At 45.2% G+C, this 22339-nt stretch carries 16 protein-coding genes; 7 read left to right on the forward strand and 9 right to left on the reverse strand.

The window, feature by feature from the left end; translation table 11 throughout:
• Window positions 1–154: 154 nt before the first annotated feature.
• Window positions 155–2071 carry a methyl-accepting chemotaxis protein gene (locus AC3CID_RS22195; RefSeq protein WP_488527485.1) on the reverse strand — a complete coding sequence of 639 codons (1917 nt, stop codon included), beginning with the start codon at window positions 2069–2071 and terminating at the stop codon, window positions 155–157.
• A gap of 459 nt (window positions 2072–2530) precedes the next feature.
• On the opposite strand from AC3CID_RS22195, the gene AC3CID_RS22200 reads away from it, so the two are divergent.
• From AC3CID_RS22200 to AC3CID_RS22225, 6 genes are read left to right on the forward strand one after another with little or no spacing between them, the layout of a single operon-like run.
• Window positions 2531–3487, forward strand: coding sequence for an AAA family ATPase (locus tag AC3CID_RS22200; RefSeq protein ID WP_017079788.1), 957 nt, complete (start codon window positions 2531–2533; stop codon window positions 3485–3487).
• Between the two features lie 10 nt (window positions 3488–3497).
• Window positions 3498–4424 (forward strand): DUF58 domain-containing protein, encoded by a 927-nt coding sequence (locus AC3CID_RS22205; protein ID WP_171315392.1) that lies wholly within the window; start codon window positions 3498–3500, stop codon window positions 4422–4424.
• Entirely contained in the window at window positions 4421–4906 is a 486-nt protein-coding gene (locus AC3CID_RS22210) for a DUF4381 family protein (protein WP_372243431.1), read from the forward strand. Before AC3CID_RS22205 ends, AC3CID_RS22210 begins: the two co-directional genes overlap by 4 nt.
• Entirely contained in the window at window positions 4899–5891 is a 993-nt protein-coding gene (locus AC3CID_RS22215; protein ID WP_372243430.1) for a VWA domain-containing protein, read from the forward strand. Before AC3CID_RS22210 ends, AC3CID_RS22215 begins: the two co-directional genes overlap by 8 nt.
• Window positions 5884–7839, forward strand: a complete 1956-nt coding sequence (locus tag AC3CID_RS22220) for a VWA domain-containing protein (RefSeq protein ID WP_488527486.1) — start codon at window positions 5884–5886, stop codon at window positions 7837–7839. Before AC3CID_RS22215 ends, AC3CID_RS22220 begins: the two co-directional genes overlap by 8 nt.
• A 2-nt stretch (window positions 7840–7841) precedes the next feature.
• A complete protein-coding gene (locus tag AC3CID_RS22225; RefSeq protein WP_488527487.1) occupies window positions 7842–9527 on the forward strand; it encodes a BatD family protein in 1686 nt (561 codons plus the stop codon).
• Window positions 9528–9663: 136 nt separating this feature from the next.
• On the opposite strand, the gene AC3CID_RS22230 is transcribed toward AC3CID_RS22225, so the two are convergent.
• The 5 genes from AC3CID_RS22230 to AC3CID_RS22250 form a co-directional block, all read right to left on the reverse strand.
• On the reverse strand, window positions 9664–11808 hold the full coding sequence (locus tag AC3CID_RS22230) for a sensor domain-containing diguanylate cyclase (RefSeq protein WP_146457829.1): 2145 nt from the start codon (window positions 11806–11808) through the stop codon (window positions 9664–9666).
• Between the two features lie 335 nt (window positions 11809–12143).
• Entirely contained in the window at window positions 12144–12893 is a 750-nt protein-coding gene (gene pstB, locus AC3CID_RS22235) for a phosphate ABC transporter ATP-binding protein PstB (protein ID WP_065111481.1), read from the reverse strand.
• A gap of 90 nt (window positions 12894–12983) precedes the next feature.
• Window positions 12984–13847 (reverse strand): phosphate ABC transporter permease PstA, encoded by an 864-nt coding sequence (gene pstA, locus AC3CID_RS22240; RefSeq protein ID WP_004732038.1) that lies wholly within the window; start codon window positions 13845–13847, stop codon window positions 12984–12986.
• Window positions 13848–13862: 15 nt separating this feature from the next.
• Entirely contained in the window at window positions 13863–14792 is a 930-nt protein-coding gene (gene pstC, locus AC3CID_RS22245) for a phosphate ABC transporter permease subunit PstC (protein ID WP_004732040.1), read from the reverse strand.
• Window positions 14793–14903: 111 nt separating this feature from the next.
• Complete coding sequence (locus tag AC3CID_RS22250; RefSeq protein WP_428782992.1) at window positions 14904–15725, reverse strand: phosphate ABC transporter substrate-binding protein; 822 nt, start codon at window positions 15723–15725, stop codon at window positions 14904–14906.
• Between the two features lie 461 nt (window positions 15726–16186).
• On the opposite strand from AC3CID_RS22250, the gene AC3CID_RS22255 reads away from it, so the two are divergent.
• Entirely contained in the window at window positions 16187–17830 is a 1644-nt protein-coding gene (locus AC3CID_RS22255) for a methyl-accepting chemotaxis protein (RefSeq protein ID WP_108092999.1), read from the forward strand.
• A gap of 129 nt (window positions 17831–17959) precedes the next feature.
• Here the strand turns inward: AC3CID_RS22255 and AC3CID_RS22260 are convergent, their stop codons facing one another.
• From AC3CID_RS22260 to AC3CID_RS22270, 3 genes are read right to left on the reverse strand one after another with little or no spacing between them, the layout of a single operon-like run.
• Window positions 17960–18517 carry an Lcl C-terminal domain-containing protein gene (locus AC3CID_RS22260; protein WP_488527488.1) on the reverse strand — a complete coding sequence of 186 codons (558 nt, stop codon included), beginning with the start codon at window positions 18515–18517 and terminating at the stop codon, window positions 17960–17962.
• 2 nt (window positions 18518–18519) lie between these two features.
• Window positions 18520–20004, reverse strand: coding sequence for an Lcl domain-containing protein (locus tag AC3CID_RS22265; RefSeq protein WP_488527489.1), 1485 nt, complete (start codon window positions 20002–20004; stop codon window positions 18520–18522).
• A 4-nt stretch (window positions 20005–20008) separates the two neighbouring features.
• Window positions 20009–22336: a proprotein convertase P-domain-containing protein gene (locus AC3CID_RS22270; RefSeq protein ID WP_488527490.1), complete on the reverse strand. Its 2328-nt coding sequence runs from the start codon at window positions 22334–22336 to the stop codon at window positions 20009–20011.
• Between the last annotated feature and the right edge of the window lie 3 nt (window positions 22337–22339).

Raw genomic sequence — 22339 nt, forward strand, 5'->3', positions numbered from 1 at the left:
ATGCTAGAGCGATTAAGTGCAAAGCCCGAAACCAGATCAAGCTAAGGCCAGTTAGAAGAAAACAACCCCGTAAATAAAAAGAGCTGGATTCACGATTAAATGAATCCAGCTCTTCGTCTATGTCTCTTTCTAAGCCAGCTACAGCTTAAAGAGATTAAAGCTTAAACGAGCCAACCATCTTATCTAGGCGAGAAGAAAGGTCGCGAAGCTCTTGGCTAGCTTCAGCAAGCTGCTCAGCGGTACCCGTTGTCACTTCATTGATTGCGTTAATCTCTTCAATGTTCTGGTTGATGGTGTGAACTACGGTTGACTGCTCTTCCGTTGCCGTTGCGACTTGCGTGTTACGATCGGTGATGTCTACGATGCGGTCCGAAATGCCACCCAGTACATCTACGGCTTCATCCGATGCAGCTACACCTTCAAGGGTAATGACTTTACCTGTACTCATTGCTGCTACTGCATCTTTAGCATCGCTTTGCAGCTGGTTGATCATCTTCTGAATCTCTTCCGTTGAGTCTGCCGTGCGACTTGCTAGATTTCGTACTTCATCTGCGACCACGGCAAAGCCACGGCCTTGCTCACCGGCACGCGCTGCTTCAATAGCTGCGTTCAATGCAAGTAAATTGGTTTGCTCTGAAATATCACGGATAACACCCAGAATAGAGCCGATATCTTGTGTTGTTGAAGCAAGCTGCTCCACCACTTGACCCGTGCTCTCAATATCTTGAGCTAAGCGGCTAATTGCATCTTTTGCTTTATTTACAACAGAGCGACCGACTTCAGTATTGCCCGAAGCTTGAGTGGCCGTTTCCGCAGCCGTTGCCGCATTTGATGCAATCTCGCTGATTGTCATGCCCATTTGGTTAATGGCAGCAACCACTTGAAGAGTTTGATCACGTTGCTCTTGGCTATTATCGTGGGTGATGTGTGCTTTGCTAGAAACACTCTCTGCCGCCACTTGAAGCGCTTGGCTTGTCGAGCATACTTCTTTCATAGACTCGTGAATCTTTTCAATGAATCCATTAAAGCCCTTTGAAAGCTGTGCAATTTCATCGTTGCCCTTCACTTCGATACGCTGCGCCAGATCGCCATCACCTTCGCCAAGGTCACCGAATCGCTTAGCCAGAAGTTTAATCGGTTGAGTGATGCTGTTTGCTAGCACTACGCCCATAAGGATAAAGACTAAAGCCACGATAGCAGTCATGATCAGCATCTTCTGCGCAGTCGCATCGAGCTCAGCAAACACTTCACCGGTTGGTACCACACCAATAACGAACCAGTCCATTGACGACACATACAAACTCGCCACAAACAGTTCTTGTCCTTGGCTTTCAGTGGTAATCAAATTGAAACCCGACTTGTTCAATAGTTGGCTTGATTGAGGGCCGTAAAGTTGTTGAAGTGAAGAATCACTGCGAGAACGCTCACGGTGAATCTGTACATCACCTTGGCTATCAGTCAAAAATACAAAGCCTGTATTTTCAATCTTGAAACCGTTCAGCAGGTTAACCATGTCATCCATCGATTTTGATAAACCTGACATCGCCAAACCAGAAGGCTGTTGGTAGTTAGCAAACATCTTCACTTCACCATTGGCTTCTTGGAACATGCTCACCATGGTTGGCTGGCCTGACTGAGTAAAACCAAAGAACCAACCGTCTTGTTGTTGGTTTAGCTGGCGTAAGAAACCATCTTGGTTCCAGTAGTAAGCTGTTTGACGGTTCGCTACCGAGGCATCGTTCAGCTGATATTGGTTACGAACATTGTTCAGTTGTTTAACCAGTTTACTCTCTAGCGCGGCATCGCGTTCGGTCGATTCGATTGCATCAGAAATGAATTCATTTGAAGCAATTTGCTCCGCCGCTAACAATAGCTGAGAGACTTCACGATCAATTTCACCATTGATTCGCTCCAACATACCGGGAAGCTCAATATCAACCAAACGGTGGCTCAATACATCTCTTGCTTGCTGTTGTGCCATCGCGCCGACAATCACTGTCGATGCAAGAACCGCAAAGGTAATTCCAAGTACAACTTTTTGTTTGATACTCAGAGAGTTAGTTTTAAACATATTTGGACCTTTAAAAGAATCGCTCGTTATTGGTATACCCTGAACAGGACTTTTCTAGTGCACTCCAACAAGCAATGCACAATCTGAGTGATGTATCGGCCAAAACCAATAAAACTAGAGACTTTTCTCTCAAAAAACTGCAAATGTGATGTAACGATTCAATCATTTCTTGTGAGGTTGAGATTAATTAGCTAAATACGCCCCCCTTATTGATATTCACCCTTATTATCAAACCCTTTAATTTTTATCTGAGTCAGGCAGCATCACACCTTTGAGCTTTATTGTATAAAAAGCGATTGATATGGTAAAAATTCACTGTTCAGTGATTTTTCTAGCTAAACACTTGTAAATCTTTCCAATTTTGAAAAAATAAATTCCGCAAATGTACTGGAACTTTTTCCTGGTAATCAGTGACCAATACTCAAAATAAGAATCAAATGGCCCCCAGAGAGTCCAAAAATGCATAAAAATAACTTCGAAATCCTTCAAAACTACCTAGAGTCTCAAATCATTGGTCAGCAAGAGCTCGTAAAACAACTGATGATCGCCTTACTGGCAGATGGTCATATCCTTGTTGAAGGGCCTCCAGGGTTGGCAAAAACCCGCGCGGTAAAATCACTGGCTGACTGTGTCGAGGGAGATTTTCATCGTATTCAATTTACCCCTGACCTATTGCCTGCCGACCTGACTGGTACCGATATTTTCCGTCCAGAAACGGGAGAGTTCACCTTCCAATCTGGCCCGATTTTTAACTCACTTATTCTAGCGGATGAGATCAACCGTGCTCCGGCAAAAGTTCAAGCCGCGATGTTAGAAGCTATGGCTGAGAAGCAGGTGACCGCAGGTCGAAAAACCTATGCTCTGCCTGATCTGTTTTTGGTGATGGCAACGCAAAACCCGATTGAGCAAGAAGGTACTTACCCGCTGCCGGAAGCTCAATTAGACCGTTTCTTGCTGCATTTAGAAGTGGCTTATCCAGACATGGAAAGTGAGCTAGAGATCTTGCGCCTGAACCGAGGCGAAGCTCAAGGCAACGAATCTGTTCAGCCACAAGAGATATCTCAGCAAACGATCTTTGAAGCCCGCCAAGAAGTACTCAACATTCACATGGCAGACACCATTGAGCAATACATCATCAGATTGGTAATGGCGACTCGCCAACCTAAACAATACAGCGAACAACTTGATCAATGGTTAGACATGGGTGTCAGCCCGCGTGCAACCATCGCATTAGACCGTTGTGCCCGCGCTCACGCTTGGCTTGCTGGCCGCGACTATGTTACTCCACAAGATGTTCAAGCGATGGCATTCCCTGTATTGCGCCACCGCCTGCTTCGCAGCTACCACGCACAAGCTGAAGGGGTCACTGCAAACCAAGTGATCGCACACCTTATCTCGTTGGTTGGTAGCGCATAGGGATACGCGCATGAATAATCAATTACCCAACCATAGTGACGGCGTCACGTTAAATCTGGATGAACTGCTGCAATACAAAGCGCAGTCTGTTCGCTGGTTGCCTCCAGCCAAGAGCCTGTGGTCGCAACTAAACGGTCAACACGAGAGCAACCGCAAAGGTCGCGGGATGAATTTCTCTGAAGTTCGCCAATATCAGGCGGGCGACGATATCCGCAGCATTGATTGGCGCGTCACGGCGAGAACTGGTAAAGCGCATACCAAGTTGTTCTCTGAAGAAAGAGAGCAACCTGTGATTTTGTTCTTAGATCTGTCGAGCAGTATGATTTTCGGCTCAACCTTGTTGCTTAAATCGGTTCAACTCGCGCACTTTGCCAGCCAACTTTGTTGGTTGACCGTCGCTCAAAAAGACCGTATTGGCGCAGTGATAGATACTGGCCAAGAGATCATTGAGATTAAACCCAGTGCTAGCAACCACGCTCCGCTGCGTATTTTACAAAAAGTCATAGAAATCAATAACGCTGCGCTGACCAATCAAGACAATCACAGCGACACAACCTTAGAGCATGGATTGAAGTCTCTTCATCAGCTTTGCCCAAAAGGCAGTGACATTATTATCCTTAGTGACTTCGTTCGTTACCGAGAAAGTGACTACTCACTTATCAGCCAGATTCGCAGGCACAACAGAGTACGTCTAGTTCATTTTTACGACCCTTTGGAGCAAGGTGAAACTACCTACAAAGGATCTAAACAGGTGACCGATGGTGACAAAACTCAGTGGTTCAACTTCTCTTCCAATAAAGAAAAGGAAAAGCTTAACCAAGCGTTTTCATTAAAGAAGCAGCAGTTGCAGAAACTTGGTTTATCTCTCGCGATACCTTATAGCTCTCTGTCTAGTGCGCAGTCATTAATGAGCCAGATATCAGGATCTCAGTCATGAATCAGTCCTTAGATTTAAGCCCAGTCATTGCACCAGATGCACCGACTTGGTGGCCTTTAGCGTGGGGCTGGTGGGCGGTAAGTATCACGGGCATCGTTCTGATCGCCTTAGTGTTTTTCATTGTAAAACGCAGACAAAAGAACCAAAGCGCGAAGAACGAAGCACTTGCTTGCTTGCGTAATAGTCAGTCTTCAAACACCTTGTCTCCGAGCACAGCTCAAGACATCGTTCGTCAAGCAGCACTAAGCTATTTCCCACGCGAAAAAGTGGCAGGCTTGTCTGGTGATGATTGGTTGGCGTTCTTGGATGCACAATTAGCAAAGCCGTTGTTCGCCGCAAAGCAATCGCAATGGCAACAAGCGCTCTACCAAGATGCAGCTTTAATGAACGACGAACAGAAAAAGGCTCAGCAGCAATTAGTTGATGATTGCGAAACTTGGATTCGCAAAGCCCTTCCTCCAAAGCGAGGTCGTTATGACTAATCTTTTAAACACGAGCTTACTAAATATTGAATTCGTTTGGTGGTGGATGTTTTTCCTCACGCCACTGCCGGTTCTCGTTTACTTGTTCTCTCCTAAGGCGGAATCGAACAATGCCCTAAGGCTTCCGTTTTTGCCCGAGGACAGCAATACCAAAACTCCGAGCAGTCGCTTACCCAAGGCGTTATCGGTCATCATCTGGCTTTTATTGGTAACGGCCATGGCACGCCCAGTTTGGTACGGTGAACCGGTTGAGTTTCAGCCGAAACACCGTGATTTGATGTTGGTTGTCGACCTCTCCTACTCGATGAGCCAAGAAGACATGCAATTCAATGGCGAATACATCGATCGCTTATCTGCGGTGAAACATGTATTGAGTGACTTTATTGATCGACGAAAAGGCGACCGAGTCGGATTGGTGCTATTTGCTGATCACGCCTACTTGCAGACGCCACTGACGTTAGATAGAGACACGCTTTCACAACAACTCAATCAAGCAGTGCTAAAGCTGATTGGTACTCAAACTGCGATCGGTGATGGTATCGGCCTTGCCACCAAAACCTTTGTCGACAGCGACGCTCCTCAGCGTGTAATGATTCTACTCAGTGACGGCAGTAATACTGCGGGCGTATTAGATCCACTAGAAGCCGCGGATATTGCTAAGAAGTACGACGCGACGATTTACACCGTAGGTGTCGGTGCGGGTGAAATGATGGTCAAAGAGTTCTTCATGACTCGTAAGGTCAATACCGCTCAAGATCTAGATGAACGTACGTTAATTGAAATCGCCAAACGCACTGGCGGTCAATACTTCCGAGCGCGAGACAGCAAAGAACTGGCAACGATTTACGACACCATCAATCAGTTAGAGCCCGTGACGAACGCCACTAAGATATGGCGACCGCAACAAGAGTGGTTCGTATGGCCACTGTCTGCGGCAATGTTCTTCGCATTTATGCTGTTAGCCATTAGGAGAAACAATGTCTAACTTTACTTTTATCTACCCATATTGGTTCTTGGCTCTTGCCGTGCTGCCCGCGATTTGGTGGCTTAGCAAGAGACAATCCAAGCAAGGGTTATTGGCGTCCCACATAGCTCGATACTTGGCTCCAAAATCAAGCAAGCCATCGAAAAACCGCAGCACTTATTTCGGTATTTGGTGGTTAGTGGGCGTCATCGCATTGGCTGGTCCAAGCTTTGAAAAAAACGAACAACCAAGCTTTGAAAAAACACAGGCACGAGTTGTGATCATGGATATGTCGATGTCGATGTATGCCACCGATATTAAACCGAACCGTTTAACACAAGCGCGATACAAGGCTTTGGATCTACTCTCATTATGGCAAGAAGGATTGACTGGCATGGTGGCCTACGCAGGCGATGCTTACACCATTAGTCCTTTAACGTCAGACATCAATACCATTAAGAACCTAGTCCCTAATCTCTCTCCGGATATCATGCCCTTTCAAGGCGGGGATGCTGCATCAGCAGTCAAACTCGCGATTAAGATGATGACTCGAGCTCATATCTATAAAGGCGATCTGGTACTTATTGGCGATGATATCGATGATCAAGAGAAGAAAGATATCGACTCGCTACTCTCTGGTAGTAATTGGACGTTATCAGTCTTGGCTTTAGGTACGGAAAGTGGTGCACCGATCTCTCTACCAAGCGGGTCGATGCTGCAAACCGATTCAGGTCAAACAGTGGTGGCAAAAACCAACTTAGAGAACATGCGCGAGCTTACACGCAGCTATGGTGGCACGTTCACTGAGGTGCAATTTAATAACTCAGATATTGAACACATCGCAAGTTACCTCGACCGAGTCGCTACGACATCAGAAGTGACTAAAACCAATAACTCGCTCAACACCAGAGTGAACAACGGTTTCTGGTTATTGCCGTTTTTGTTACTTCCTGCACTTGGGCTATTTCGAAAAGGGGTCATTTGGTGTGGCCTAGCTGTACTTGTCTCGTTCAGCCAACCAAATCCTGCGTTTGCAAATCCTTGGAAAACCGATGACCAAGTAGGTTATCAGTTGTATCAAGATGAGGACTTTCAACAAGCTGCAGAGAAGTTCGAGCAGCAAGAATGGAAAGGCATTGCGCAATACAAAGCCGGTGATTTCGAAGCGGCCGAACAGACGCTGCAAGGTCTTTCTGGCGAAGATGCTCGCTATAACCTCGCCAATGCACAAGCAAAGCAAGGCAAGTACGACCAGGCGATTGAAGAGTATCAACGTATTCTAGAAAGCAACCCTGAACATGCTTATGCGAAGAAGAATCTAGAGATTGTCGAACAGGCTCAGAAGCAACAGCAACAGCAACAGCAACAGCAACAGCAACAGCAACAGCAACAGCAACAGCAACAGCAAGACGATTCTGAGTCCAAAGACCAAAATGAACAAGACCAGCAAGGTCAGCAAGGTCAGCAAGGTCAGCAAGGTCAGCAAGGTCAGCAAAATGATTCTTCGCAAAGCTCGCAGGATCAACAACAAAGCTCAGCTGACAATGGGAAGTCGCAAAGTCAAAGCGACAGCCAAGATCAAAGCAATAACCAAGATCAAAGTGAAAACCAAGCTCAGAATACTGACCAAAGCCAAGCTGATAGCCGCCCTGATTCCAAGGCGGATGAAGAAAACGACAAGCAAGCTGTGCAACAAAACAAAGCGGATCAAGCAGATAAACAGCCACAGGACAAGGGTGACTCAGTATCTCAGGCAGCCCAAGCACAAGAGGCTGCTAAGGAAGACACTGATAACAACGCTCAACAAGCTGCGGCACAAGTATCAGGTCGACCTATGTCGAACGATCCTGATATGCGAAAACTTGAGCAAGTAGAAAGCGCGCGTGATCCGAGCCAACTGCTTAAAGCGCAAATGATTTTACAAGCACGACAAAAAAGTGCTCCTAACAACCAAAACAAAAAGTGGTAACCATGCGATTTTTAAACAAGCCATTTTTATCAATGCTACTGACACTGCTAATCGGTGTTTTCTCGACACACTCTGTATTCGCAGCGACCGCTGTGGCGAGTGTTTCGCAAAACAGAGTGACCAAAGATGAAGTCTTCCGACTTAGAGTGGCTACCGATGAAAAAGTATCGTCCGGTGCTTTAGATCTAACCTCCCTTCAGAAGAATTTCTACGTCGGCACCCCAAGCTTTGGGTCATCGATGCGAATCGTCAATGGTCGCCGCACTGTGTCTAGCGAATGGAATATTACCCTTGCCCCACTTCGATTAGGCCGATTAGAGATTCCTAGCTTTGATATTGAAGGCGCTAAAACTAAGCCGATCACCATCCACGTTACGGTTAATAAAGCCGCTCCAAAGCAGAGTGATATGGCCGAGTTTCAACTTAATCTGAGTAAAGACTCGCTATACCCTCAAGAGGTCGCGGAGCTTGATGTAAAACTCATCATTAAGGCTGATCCTAGAAGACTGCAAGATCCTAAAATTGCGCCACCAAGTTCAGCGCAATTAGACGTGGAACCGATTGGAGAGTCTAAGCAATTTCAAGATGTTATCAACGGACAAGAAGTCACGGTTGTTCAGCAATCTTTCCATATATCGTCACAGCAAGCAGGACAATTTCAGCTTCAAGGACCAAAGTTAACCGGTGCCGTTGTTTACTCAACCAACAACTCAAGCACAACGCGCCTTTTCCAGCTCGACACGCCTGTTGAAACCTTAGATGTAACCGTCAAAGAGCTGCCAAAAGGCTACCAAGGTGAGTGGTTACCAACATCGAACTTTAAGCTGATACAACAATGGTCAGACAGCCAAGGTAATGAGCTGACCAATAACACCGATTTGAGCAACGATAAGAAACAAAGCGTTGAAATGGAAGCGGGTGATTCGTTAACTCGAACCATCACCATGACAGCCAGTAACTTGACTCAACATCAGTTACCAAAACTGAACATCACCTACCCTAAATCGGTGCGTGTTTATGAAGAAAAACCACAATTTGGCACCACCCAATCCGGTGATGCTGTCGTTGTCTATAAGCAGGTACTAATCCCTAAGGAATCAGGAAGCATCTCTCTGCCTGATGTTTCTCAAGCTTGGTTTAACACAGGCTCACAATCACAAGAAACCAGTAAAGCTCTTGGTCTTGAGTTGTCGGTTCAGGCAAGTGAACGCGCTAGCTCAAGCTCGCCAGCTCCTGTTATGGAGACACCAACTCAACAAGCTAGCCCGACGATTGTTACCGTTGAAAACCCTGGAATGTGGCCTTACCTAACCGCGCTATTTGCTGCTTTATGGGTAATTAGCTCTGCGGTTACTTTTTACTTCTGGTCACGCCGCGGTACAGCAGTAAAACCAAAGCAAAAAGATGAACGTCAATCCGATACGGCAGAAGCGCTTATTGCCGCTCTGAAAGCGAAAGATGGTGTGAAGACGAGAACTTTGTTCGAACAGTGGAAAACAGAAAACAAAGACTTGAGTGGTGAGACGTTAGAAACAATCGAAGCCGAGCTAACGAAGCTAAATCAGAGCCTCTATGCTGAAGCTGGTTCACCAAGTCAGTCATGGGATCCTTCTGAGGCAATCAAAGCGATTAAGAAGCCAAAACGCATCTCGAACAAAGCACACAAGAGCACATTAGAAAGGCTTTAATTAACCAGCGTTCTAAGTAAGCAGAAAGCTAACTAAGCAGAAAATCTAAGTAAACAAAAAAGAACGAAGCCGTGATGATCACATTGTGATCATCACGGCTTGAGTCGTTTTTGAGATAGGGAAAACAAACGCCAAACTAAATCAGTGGCGTCGCGACCTTTCTTCGCTTTAGAGCAGAGACAATTCGATTTCGCCCTGAGTCTTTGGCTTGATACAAAGCTTTGTCTGCCTTGCCATACAGTAGATCGAAATCGAATTGGCGTTGATCAGAGGTGATTGAAGCATAACCGACAGATGCGGTTAAATACTGGCTAGTGCTGCTTTCACAATGAAGGATCTTCGCCTCCTCAATGCATTTTCTGATCGACTCTGCACGCTGTTTAGTTTCAGAGTGATGAGTGCCTATCATCAACAACATAAACTCCTCACCACCAATACGGCAAAAGGTTTCCTTATCGCTATGAACATGGGCATTGAGTATCTTGCCGATGGTGCGCAGAGCAGCGTCACCTTCTGTATGCCCATAAACCGTATTGTACAAACCAAAATGATCAAGGTCGACGAGGATCAATCCGAATGTGACTTCATTTTGTATGGCAAACGCCCCTCGATCGTCACAATTTAGATCATCTAACACCTGCGACAACATACGCCGATTTCCAAGACGTGTCAGCGGGTCTAATTTAGAGATGATATCCAACTGCTCATTGGCTCGTTCAAGCTCTTGAGTGCGCTTGCTGACCTCTTGCTCTAGCGTCTCATTAAGCTTTTTGAGTTCCTCTTGCGCCATGGTTCTCTGTAGCACCTCAGCTAAACTAGAAGCGAAGATACGTATCACTTCACGCAGTTGTGACGTTAAAGGGCTGCGAGTTAACAAATTGTCCGCGGCTATAAACGCAATCGGCTCACCCGTATTGGTGGTGAGCATCGTCATTGCCGTCCAACCGACTCCCACAATATTGAAATCGTGATAGATAGGCACCGATTCTTCAAAGGCGACTTGATTAGGGCAAGCGCGAGCTGCGGCTACAATGTCACGCTCCACCAGCTCAGAGCGGTAATAGGATTCATCAACAATGTCGCCTTTTATGTCCGTGCCCCACGTGCCTTGCATGTAACTGCAATTTTTATCGGTGAGGAAAACCGCCAATCGATCAATGCCTAAATGCTGAATCGCAAAGCTTACCGCCGATTTGCACACTTCACTGACGCTATCGCAACGAGACAGCTCCACCATACTTGAGTGCAACATACGGATGTTCTGTTCTTGCCGTTTGCGGATGTAGATTTGAGAAAGCAGAGAACCAAAGGATTCAAGCATCTGCTTTTGGTAATTGGTAATTGGTGAACGGTGGATGTAGTTATCCATTGCAATCCAACCCACGGGTTTATCACCTTCACGTAAGATCAACATTCCATTCCAGCCCTGCCCTACTACTTTTCCTTCGGTGTAGAGAGGTGCCTGTTCGATAATAACCAAGTTGGTGTGATTGTCTGACAACGCTTCAATGTATTCCGCTTCGAGTTGATGCAAGTCGTACTGGGTATGATGTTCGCTGTTGGTTTTACCGGCCTCATCAGTACCATAAGTGCCGCTAAAACAGCGCTTTTTCATATCGAGTAACATGAAGATCGCACGGTCAAAGCCTAGACGGTCGCGCACTGCCTCAACAGAAGCCTTATACAAAGCATCCAAAGAGTCAGGATTAGAAAGCTCTAACGCGACCTGATGGACTAGTTTCATGTTCTCAACAAATAGCTCTCGCAGCTTAATTTCATCAAGGTACTGCGCTTCACGTGTGTCTCTGTATTTGATCTCAAGTGCCGCGTTCTTTTCCGCACGAATACACTGCCAGCGAGCTGCGGCTAGTTGAAGGACATCAAGATCTTGGTCGAACGTTTGGTTGATCTGCTGAGCATTGCAATTTTGAACAATTAAATAAGTTCTGCAGGCAGGCGCGTTGTCTAGCATCATGATGAACGACTCACCACCCAGCACCTCCATGTGTTCCCACTTACAAGTATTGATAGACATTGGAAGCACACCATCTGCGGTATCAAACTGGGAAACCCAAGGCCAAAATGTTGAGGGATACTTGTCGAGGGAGGTTAGCTCACCGCAAGAAAACAAGGGTAACGAATCGCCTTCTGGTGTTGGCTCGGCAAATACTCCGATCCCTTTTGGGGCAAGTACCTCAACAAGGTAACCAAAAAGAGATTCTGCCAACAGACGGTGGTCGCGAGTAGCAGATATTTGTTTTGCAAAGGCTTTAACAGGCACAGCTTCCGTCCATTGGCTAATGAGATTGAAGCAAAAATACCGAAGCCTTGATATGCAATCAATGTAACTAAAAATGAGATGTTAAGCGGGTCGCAATTTCACTTTTTACATTATCACAAGCATGAGAAGGACGACAAAAATGGGATTTCCTGCCCAAAATTTCATCGACATTAAGACTTTTTTAACGACATAAAAAAGCCCCACATTAGAGTGGGGCAAAACTTCCATCGCTTATAGTTATAGTGATAATTCTGTCGAACGATTTGATTATCTAACCTGCGTTTCAGTTAGCGTGCTGTCCTTTAAAAAACTACAACAGCACTGAGTTAATCTAATTAACCAAAGTCACCGTTTACGTAACCTTTGGTACGATCATCTTTTGGTTCGCTGAAGATAACACTCGTTTCGTTGTGCTCTACAAGCTCTCCCATTAGGAAGAAAGCCGTGCGGTCTGAGATACGACGCGCTTGCTGCATTGAGTGCGTTACGATAACGATCGTGAAGTCTTTCTTCAGATCTTCCATCAATTCTTCAATCTTGTGTGTCGCGATTGGATCGAGTGCCGATGTAGGCTCATCCATCAGGATTACATCCGGTTCCATTGCAATGGTACGAGCGATACATAGACGCTGTTGTTGGCCACCAGACAAACCAAACGCGTGTGCTTTAAGACGGTCTTTCACTTCGTCCCAAAGTGCCGCACTACGTAGTGAACTTTCGACTACTTCATCAATGTGTTTCTTGTCTTTGATACCTTGAGCACGTAAGCCGTAAGCGACGTTCTCGTAGATACTCATTGGGAATGGGTTTGGCTTTTGGAATACCATGCCGACACGAATACGTAGGTCAGCCACATCAATATTACCGTAGATGTTTGTGCCATCCATATCCAGCTTACCTTTAATAGTAACGCCTTCAATTAGGTCATTCATGCGGTTTAAACAACGTAGCAGCGTCGATTTGCCACAACCAGATGGACCAATCAGAGCCGTTACCTGACGCGTTGGAATTGGCAGGTTAATAGACTTAAGCGCTTGGTTTTCACCGTAAAACAGATCTAGGTTCTCAATATCAAATTTGTTCATTTTCGTCTTCTCTAAATTCTTAAATTCGTGTCTAACTTGATGCTTTCTTTATCACGGAGGCTCTTTTTATTGTTGAGCCAGCTAATTAGCTTAGTAAGTTGCCGTGTTGAAGCGTCTCGCAATCAGTTTTGTAACCATGTTGATCAAGAGAACCAATACGATTAGGACTGTCGCCGTGCCGTAGGCTTGGTTCCACTCATCGATAGTAAATAGCTCTGTTGTCAGCTTATATAGGTGAACCGTTAGTGTACGGCCAGAATCAAATACCGACTCAGGAACACGTGCCACCATACCTGCTGTTAAAAATACAGGTGCTGATTCGCCAATTACACGACCAATACTAAGAATGACCGAAGTTAAGATACCTGGCATTGCGCTTGGTAAGATCAAACGCCAGATAGTGTAGATTTTTGAAGCGCCAAGGCCGTATGAACCTTCACGATAAGTTTGTGGTACTGACATCAATGCTTCTTCTGTAGTACGAATGATTACAGGAAGAATCAGGATACTTAGTGTTAGTGCACCCGACAGAATCGAGAAGCCAAGACCAAGAATCGAAACAAAGAAGGTCATACCGAACAGACCAAAGATAATCGATGGAATACCCGCTAAAGATTCTGTACAGAAACGAATCACTTTAACCAGTTTACTGCCCACTTTTGCGTATTCGGTTAGGTATATTGCCGTCATAATGCCGAGTGGCGCCGCCACTGCAATCGATGCGATTACCATGTAGATCGTGGCAATGATCATTGGGAAAATACCACGTTCTTCACCGGTTCGAGTGTAGTCGTCGGTGATGAAGTTCCAGTCTACGTATTGCAGGCCATTCGATAGGATGTACCAAATGATCCAGAATAAGAAACCAACGGTGACTGCTGCTGCCGCCCAGATAAAGCCTTTCAAGACATTATCTTTCATTTGACGTGCTTGTTTTAGTTTTACGCGATCCATATTACTTATCCTCGCCTACTTCGTTTTTTCACGATTAAGATAAAGCAGAGCACCATTCAACATCATGATGAATACCAGAAGCACAACGCCGGTTGCGTACAGTGCACTCGCGTGAATACCACTTGCGTAAGACATTTCAATAGCAATGTTTGCGGTTAGCGTACGAGCCGAATCCAAAATACCTTCTGGCATTGCTGGCGCATTACCCATCACCATGATGATTGCCATCGTTTCGCCAAGTGCACGACCGATACCCAGAATCACACCCGTCATAATGCCTGAACGTGCAGCAGGAACGAGTAACTTAAAAATCGTGTAGATTTTCGAAGCACCCAGTGCAAGTGAACCTTCTTTGTACGTACGAGGTACAGCGCGGATCGAAGTTTCAGAAACCGTAATAACGGTAGGAAGAATCATGATACCCAGAACAATGATACCCGCGAAGATAGTGTTACCCGCTGGTACTTGGAAGATGTTCTGAATCATAGGAACGATGATTACTAGACCGAAGAAGCCGTAAACTACCGACGGGATACCCGCTAGAAGCTCTACTGCTGGTCGAATAATATCGGCAAGACGCTTAGGAGCAATCTCAGCAATAAAAATAGCGGTTAATACACCGACGGGTACACCAACAACTACGGCGCCAAGCGTCGAGACAATCGATGCAACAATCATGGTTGCAACACCGAATAGAGCTGGCGGTAACCAATCCACACCCAGAACGATGCCAGAAACACCGGCCTCTTGGAATGCAGGGATACTCTCTGCAACGATAAAGTAAGCGATAACGGCTAGTGATACGATGCCGATTACAGCACTCGATAAGAACAAGCCGTGGAAGATTCTTTCTCTCCAGTCGATGCGCTTCTTAGCACGTAGACTTGGCTTGTTGATTTGAGTCGCTTCAGTATTCATAAGCTTTTCACTATTTGCGATGGTCATATATAAAATCTCAAACTTTGTGGCTCAACAAGAGCTCGAAATAGACAAAGTTGAAAGAAAAGGCTCAGCCTAAGTTAGGCTGAGCAATAATTAAGTGTTGGTCAGTTAAGATTAGTTAACTGTGATGTAGCCTTTCTTGTCAGCGATAGCTTGAGCTTCATCTGCAACCATCCAATCTAGGAATTGTTGAGTTTCAGCTGTTGGAGCGCCGGCTTTGTAAAGAACTAGGAAAGGACGAGCAACTTTGTAAGAACCGTTCTTTACGTTCTCAACTGATGCTGCTGCGCCATCGATACTTAGAGCTTGAACTGTGTTATCTACAGTACCAAGAGAGATGAAGCCGATAGCGTATGGGTTGCTTGCTACAGAAACTTTAAGTGCGCCGTTACCGTTTGCAACTTGTGCACGTTGAGAGATAGCCGATACTTTCTTGTCGCCAATCTTCTTCTTAAGCTTCATGATGTCTTCGAATGCACCACGTGTACCAGATGCAGTATCACGAGTGATTGCTACGATTGGCTTGTCAGCACCACCAACATCTTTCCAGTTAGTGATGTCGCCTTTGTAGATTGAAGTGATTTGCTCAGCTGTAAGAGCAGATACTTCGTTATTTGGGTTAACAACAACTGCGATACCGTCACGAGCGATAACGAGCTCTTTCAGGTCAGCTGTTTTCTCTTCTTCTTTTAGGTCACGAGAAGAGATACCAAGGTCAGCACTTCCATTTTTTGCTGCTTTGATGCCTGCAGAAGAACCTGGTGCTTGAATTTCGATGAACACTGGTTCGCCTTTATTCATGTAGGTTTCTGCAAAAACTTCAACCAGTGGAGAAGCACTGTTAGAGCCAACTACAGAGATAGTTTCTTTAGCTGAAGCTGTATTCACTGTTAGAGCGCCTAGTAGTGCGATTGCACCGATAACTGTCTTTTTCATCACAAATTTCCTTTAGTGGCGTTATTGCCGTAATGTTTTGCTTGAACGAGGCCTACTTTAGAATCCGAATGTGACAGTTGTGTTTCACTTAATTGAAGCCTATATGACAACTACAATTTATTTTCTTGTTTTCCCCCTACCAAATAGCCTTGAAGTAAAAAATTAGCCTCACTCATAGGCACTGAATATTCATTCCAACTTATTTAAGCCAAACCGCTCAATATCTCGCCCCCTGTCATTACCTAATACCGCACAAGGTTCCTCGTCAAATAACCCTATCTTAAAAATGGCTAAAGCCTTGTTTGTACGATAAATAATCAGAATTTATGAAATATCTATCGCATATATAAAAATAGCATCTATTACTGATTGAATTGTCATTCTCAATAGTTAGAATCACTGATTAATAACAATAATAACAATTGCTTCTGCTCATTTACTTATTCATAGAAGGACAATACATGCGCCAACTTCTCAGTGGCTTATCAATCAAAATACAAATTCTGATTCCAGTACTCTTTTCCGTCGTACTACTTTTGACGGGTGTCATTATCGGTGGTGACAAACTGGAAAATGCTTTTAAAGATGTATCAACAGCAACAGATCAGCTGATTCTACATAAAGAAGAACTTAGCGAGATCGTCGACAACAGCTACGGCATGCGCATCAAGGCGATCTATAGCTTATTTAATCCTGACGACGTCAAAACGCTTGTCGAAACGCTAAATCAAAAACGTGACCAAAATACTCGTCTACTGAACTCGCTTGATACCGTACCAGGCATGCAAGATGAAGTAGCCGCAATGAGCAAGGCGATGAATCACTACGTCGACTTTTCTCGCACCACCATGCTTCCTCTATTAAGAGCGAAACACGGCGATGCATCACTCGCTTCAGATTTTGATAACCGCTACCAGATTGCAATCGACCAATACCGTCACGCGGGTAATGAAATGGTGCAGGCTATCAACCTCCTTTCAAAGCAACTAAACCGTATTGCCACTCAAGAAGTGGACATCAATGGCCAGCAACACACCAGCACACTCAATACCGCAACCATCGCACTGTTAGTGATTCTTTCAATTGCATTAGTCATCAGCTGGACGCTGGCTGGCATCATTGTTAAGCCGCTTAGCAATATCCAAGAAACCATGCGCGAAGTGGCAAAAGGTAACCTGCTAGTAAAAGCCGAAGAACATGGTGACAACGAAATATCTCGCCTTGCCCAAGACGTAAACAAATCTGTTGAGCAATTGCGTGACACGGTAAGCTCACTGTCTCGAATCAGTATTGAAGTAGCGTCTGCGTCTACAGAACTGGCGGCAGTAATGACGCAATCAAGTGCTAACTCTGATCAAGAGAAGCAAGAGGTTGAACAGGTTGCTTCTGCTGTAAATCAACTTGAGAGCACAGCATCACACGTCAACGAGAATGCAGTACAAGCCGACTCCGCTTCCAAGCAAGCCGACGAAATGGCGACACACAGCATGAGCTTGTTTAATGAGAGCAACCAAGCAAACGAGCAAATGGCGATTCAGCTTAGCGAAGCTGCGAACGTTGTAGGCACGCTAAAAGAGCACTCTGAACAGATTGGTAAAGTGATTGAGGTGATTCAAAGCATCTCTGAACAAACTAACCTACTTGCGCTTAACGCAGCAATTGAAGCCGCTCGTGCAGGTGAAAGCGGTCGTGGTTTCGCAGTTGTTGCCGATGAAGTTCGAATGCTGGCGGCACGTACCCAAGATTCAACCAAAGAGATCCAAGCAATTATCGAAGGTTTGCAGGTTCAATCGGGTAACGCCAATGAGAGCATGAGCAGTTCACTGTCTATGTTAGAGCACAACCAAACGCTCTCGGGCGAGGTAAGCGCAGCCCTTTCTGGTATTGCGAACTCGGTAACCGACATGACTGAAATTAACACTCAGGTTGCCTCTGCCGCAGAAGAGCAAAGCCAAGTCACTGCAGACATCAACCGTAATATCTCAAATATCTACAGCCTAGTAAGCCAAAACGTAACCGGTATTACCCAAGCCGCTGCAGCAAGCCACGAGCTATCTAACCTAGCCGAGCAGCAAAAGCAGCAGTTGGATTATTTTAAGGTGTAAGGTTTAAGGTGTAGGCTTCAAGGTCTGAGGTCTAAGGTCTAGGTCTAAGACTTAAGTTAAGACCTATATACCAGAACCTTAAAGGCCGTGGAAAACCACGGCCTTTTTATTTACGCATTAAGAACTAAATCATTCTGCAACTAATAAGACGCTAAATTTATATTGTGCGGCGTTGTACTGGTAAACCTCACCATTAATCGAATCAAACGTCATCACGCTCTGACCATCACTCGCAGGAGTTGAACTCCATATATAAACGGCTAAGTTTCCAGCTTCAACGTTAAACGTATCACCAAACACCTTGTGACTCATTGCTGGAGAGTGGCAAGCCACTTCTTTTAATGACACTAACTCTTTGATGTTTGGCATGCGCCACTCTTTTTCACCACCGAACTGATGCAACGCATGACTGCCACTTTGATCATTGATTGATTCAACCATAGAAAGCGCACTCTGCCAGTGGTACGTTTCAGCTGGCCCACTACAAGCTAATGTCTTCGTATCCCAAGTTTTACCCAGTTGGCAGCGCATCCAAGTTAATCCTGTCAGTTCATCGCTAAACGTCCCATTATCATTCGCGACATAACGCGTGCTCGGCGCTGATTTTTCCATATCTAAACTGCACTCTTGTGCCATTGCACCCGCAGAAAACAGAGCCATTAAAGTGATGGCGAGTAAATTTTTCATATCTATTGACCTTGTAGTGAAACTAAACGAACTGGGAATTGGTACGAGTCATAATTATCTGAAGAATCTACATCACCCGAATAGATCTCTATAGAACCAACAACCCCTCTATCTGAGCCCTGGGTTCCAATCTCGTTATAATAGAAGCCACCTTCAACAGCAGTGTTTGTATATTGACTATAAGTAATGGATTGAGTCCATACCGAGCCAGTGTAAGTCGTATAGTCAATACCAAGGGTTTGATGTGGGAAGTACTTGTAAGTTAAACCATAAACTTCACCGTCCGAGTTGGTTTCGGTCTCACCGAAGTCGAGCACGTTGTAGAATTCATTGAACGTTGGCAAGCGCCAATCTGACTTGCCGCATAAGTTCATTGCATTGATATGTTCAACGTAATCTTGAGTGGTACATATCGCATCGCCTTTCGTTTTACACGTCGCTAAATCAACATCTTGATCGTAAGGCGTTACTAGGCCGGGTAGCTCAAGCGCTAATATGCGATCTTTATGTTGAATAGAGCTTTCATCATCCGTTTTCGATTCCCAAATCAAGCCACTGCGTTGATCCAAAACACAAGACCACTCCGCAGCACCATCAGCAAGCACCTGACCACTTGAATCTAACTTCGCGAACTGGAAACCATTGCCGGCATTGGCATTCAGCTCTGTTTTATCAAAGCCGTATTCTGCATCTTGACCTGGGAATGAACTCTGTGGTTCAACGACATCTTGTGTGTCATCGATATCTGAGAAATAGCGTAAAACCCCCGTATCATTCAATGCTGTCGCTGCTTTTAGCTCTCCTTCGAGGAAATTTGCAAAAGCAGTAACTTGCTCATTATCTAGTACTCCACCCACATAATCGGCCGCACTCTTATCAAATTTCGCACTCAATTGAGCCAGCATGAACGCACGATTAGAGTGCTTAAACGCCTTAATTGTTGATACGACATTTTGTTCCAGACTCGCGAGTTCAGATGCCGATAAGTCGTCTTGAATATCGCCAGAGATCGTGATGCCACTTTTCGCCAACTGAGCTTTTAATTTGTTATTTGCTTCAGCAACCGTCAACCCGTCCGCGACATAACCCGCCAATAGTGAACTGATACCATTAATCTCATTTCCAGTATTTTTTTGAAGACCGGGAGCAGCAATATAAGCGTAAGAAGATGCAGAGCTGTTCGTGCTATTGGCTGCAATCCCCGTATCCACCTCAGCTAACAAAGGAACCGATAAAATCGACTTCTTAGTGCTGGTGATACTAAATTCGCCATTCGCGTTAGTCGTCGAGCTTGGTTCTCCACTATCACACATGTAGTTTTGATTTATGTCTGCACAGGCCTTACTTTGTAAATCTATATTCTGTGCTGTCACTGTACCTGACACGGTATAAGTTGGTGCCGCCGACGCAGAGGTATCGGAGCCGCCCGAACCACCGCAGCCAGCAAGAGCTAAAGAGATGGCCAAAATTGTCAATTGAGGTTTCATAGAGTTATCTTCTTGTTTTGTTTTTAAAGAGCCTTGCCATTAGAGACAAGTAACGCGTACCAAATGACCTGCCGAACGAGAGCAAGGACATGAATAGAATTGATATGAGTGAAGCTGAACCACCAGAAGAGCCACTGGTAACTGTTGGTTCTTGTGGTGAAGTCGTTGTTTCTCCACATTCGTATTTCGAAATCGTGCCAAGCCCCCACCGTTTTAAGTGCCCAGTTTCACCATTCACATAATCGGCGATTTCCAAACGCCAAGACCCGTTAATAGACTCACCCTTAAACGAATCAAGAACCGAGTCATGTTTAAGCGAGAAGTAACCATCAAAGCCAGAAAATCGTGTCGATTTATGGTTAAGTAAATCGACTCGTGTTCCCTTCGGTGAAATCAGAGTGACCACTAGATCGCTTAAACGAGAGTGTTCGATATCTAGGTACACTCCGAAATTTTCGTCTGCAGTTTGAGCCGTGCTATTTAGGATGAAATTGAATATTTTAAAGCCAACGATAGGCTGATTGGTCGAGCTAAACCGGCTATCAGGAAGGTAACTGTTCACTTCTTTGATATCGGATTCGAGTACAGGTAAGCCATATACAAGAGACAAATCATGCTGCCAATTGTGTAATTTGAGGGCGTCGCTGTATCGGTAGTCGACACTCGTATTCATCGCGACTGAAGAACCACAAACCTCACCAGTAGGAAGTTTTGCCTCTATCGAAAGTTGGTTAACCGGATCGCTAACGAATGGCTGTGTTAATGTCGATATTTTGATTTTGCCATCGACCTGTGCCTGTCTGAGTGTTGGGTACAACTCGATCGCTAGCGCTTTTTCTGGATCAACATAGCGACTAACAACTTCAACCTTAAACGGTTCTATTACCAGCCCATGCACATCAAATTTTTGCTTCAATATTTCGGTATAATCGCGATTTGGATACAGTTGTTGAGCCACAAAAAGTGTGCTTTCAGCTAGGTCGTGCATTTTCAACCCGCGACCAACCCCGTACATAGACTCGAGTATGATTGAATCGAACTCTTTAAAAGCGAGCTCACCATACTGTTCAACCGATGCTTTCAAAGCTTGGAACAATGGCGTTGACCAAAGCTCGTCACCTAGCTCACCCGCAACACTTTCATGAGGGCGATATTCTGCTTGTCTAAAGTAACGTGCTCTTTGGTTCCAAAGGCTGCGAGTGGTATTCCTTACCCCGAAGTAACCATCCCAGTTAAAGACAGTATCAATCTCGAACTCTTGTCCGCGCGTCTGTGCATTTTCATACTGAGTACGAAAGCTAAAACTACCCGCCCAGTAGTCTCCAAACCCTTCACCGATGGCACCTGTATGGCCGTAAGCCCAATCTTTTACTATGTGATAATGAATCCCATGGCCAAGCTCATGCAGAATCACATCACCATCTAATGCATCAGGTGAGCCACCGCCAATACCAAACAAAGCCGCTTTGGAACCATAATAATACGTCGAGTTATCTGCAGATAAACCTCTGCCATCGAACTCAAGAGGGGCATCAAACAGATCAAAGCCCAAGCTGCTGATATAGCGTAAAGACTGATCTAGATGAGCAAATACCATCAATTGTAGGAATCGCACATCTTGCCAATCCACATTTTGCAGCTCGTTCAGATCGGCAAACTTTGTAACACCTTCAGCTGCGAGAAAGTTTGAACTGTCACGGTTTATGACAGCACCTGAGTCGGAGTCAATCGAATATAAGGCCGCTGCGTCGACCTGAGATACACGAGCATTGGTAAGGTAAATTCCATCATTATGATCCAACACCTCGACATCGGCTTGCATGTAATGTGGGAGACTTGGGTATTGGCTCACATCAGTTAGCAAACTTACTGGTGGCTCAGCTCTGTCCATGGTTCTCAAATCAGGACTGAACACATTCACATGCGTCGCAACAATTTGCCCACTGCTTAAGCTCGGCGCACGCTCTGCTTCTAATAAGCGAGGAGCTTCCAGCTCAGCAGCCGTTGTCGGATTTCCGTTGAGTAACACGGTATTTTCTAAGCTTCTGAAAACGCGTGAAACCTGCTCGTCAGAATTAGTGGATAGAACCACAGATTTCTGTTGTTGGTACTCACCTTCGATCAATAAGTCGAAGTTGTAGTGATGTCCCAACTTAGACTGCGTTGCATAGCGAAACCTCAGCGTACCGACCTCTGGGTAAGCTTGTTCTAAATACGCTTTGGCTTCCTGCTGCGTTGATACAACAGTATTACCGAGAGGGTAATCCCACTCGGCGGCACTGCTTGTTACTGAAACCAAGAACAAAGCAAGGTATAGAGGACTCTTTTTCATATG

Source organism: Vibrio sp. QJM3NY_21, from assembly GCF_057785975.1.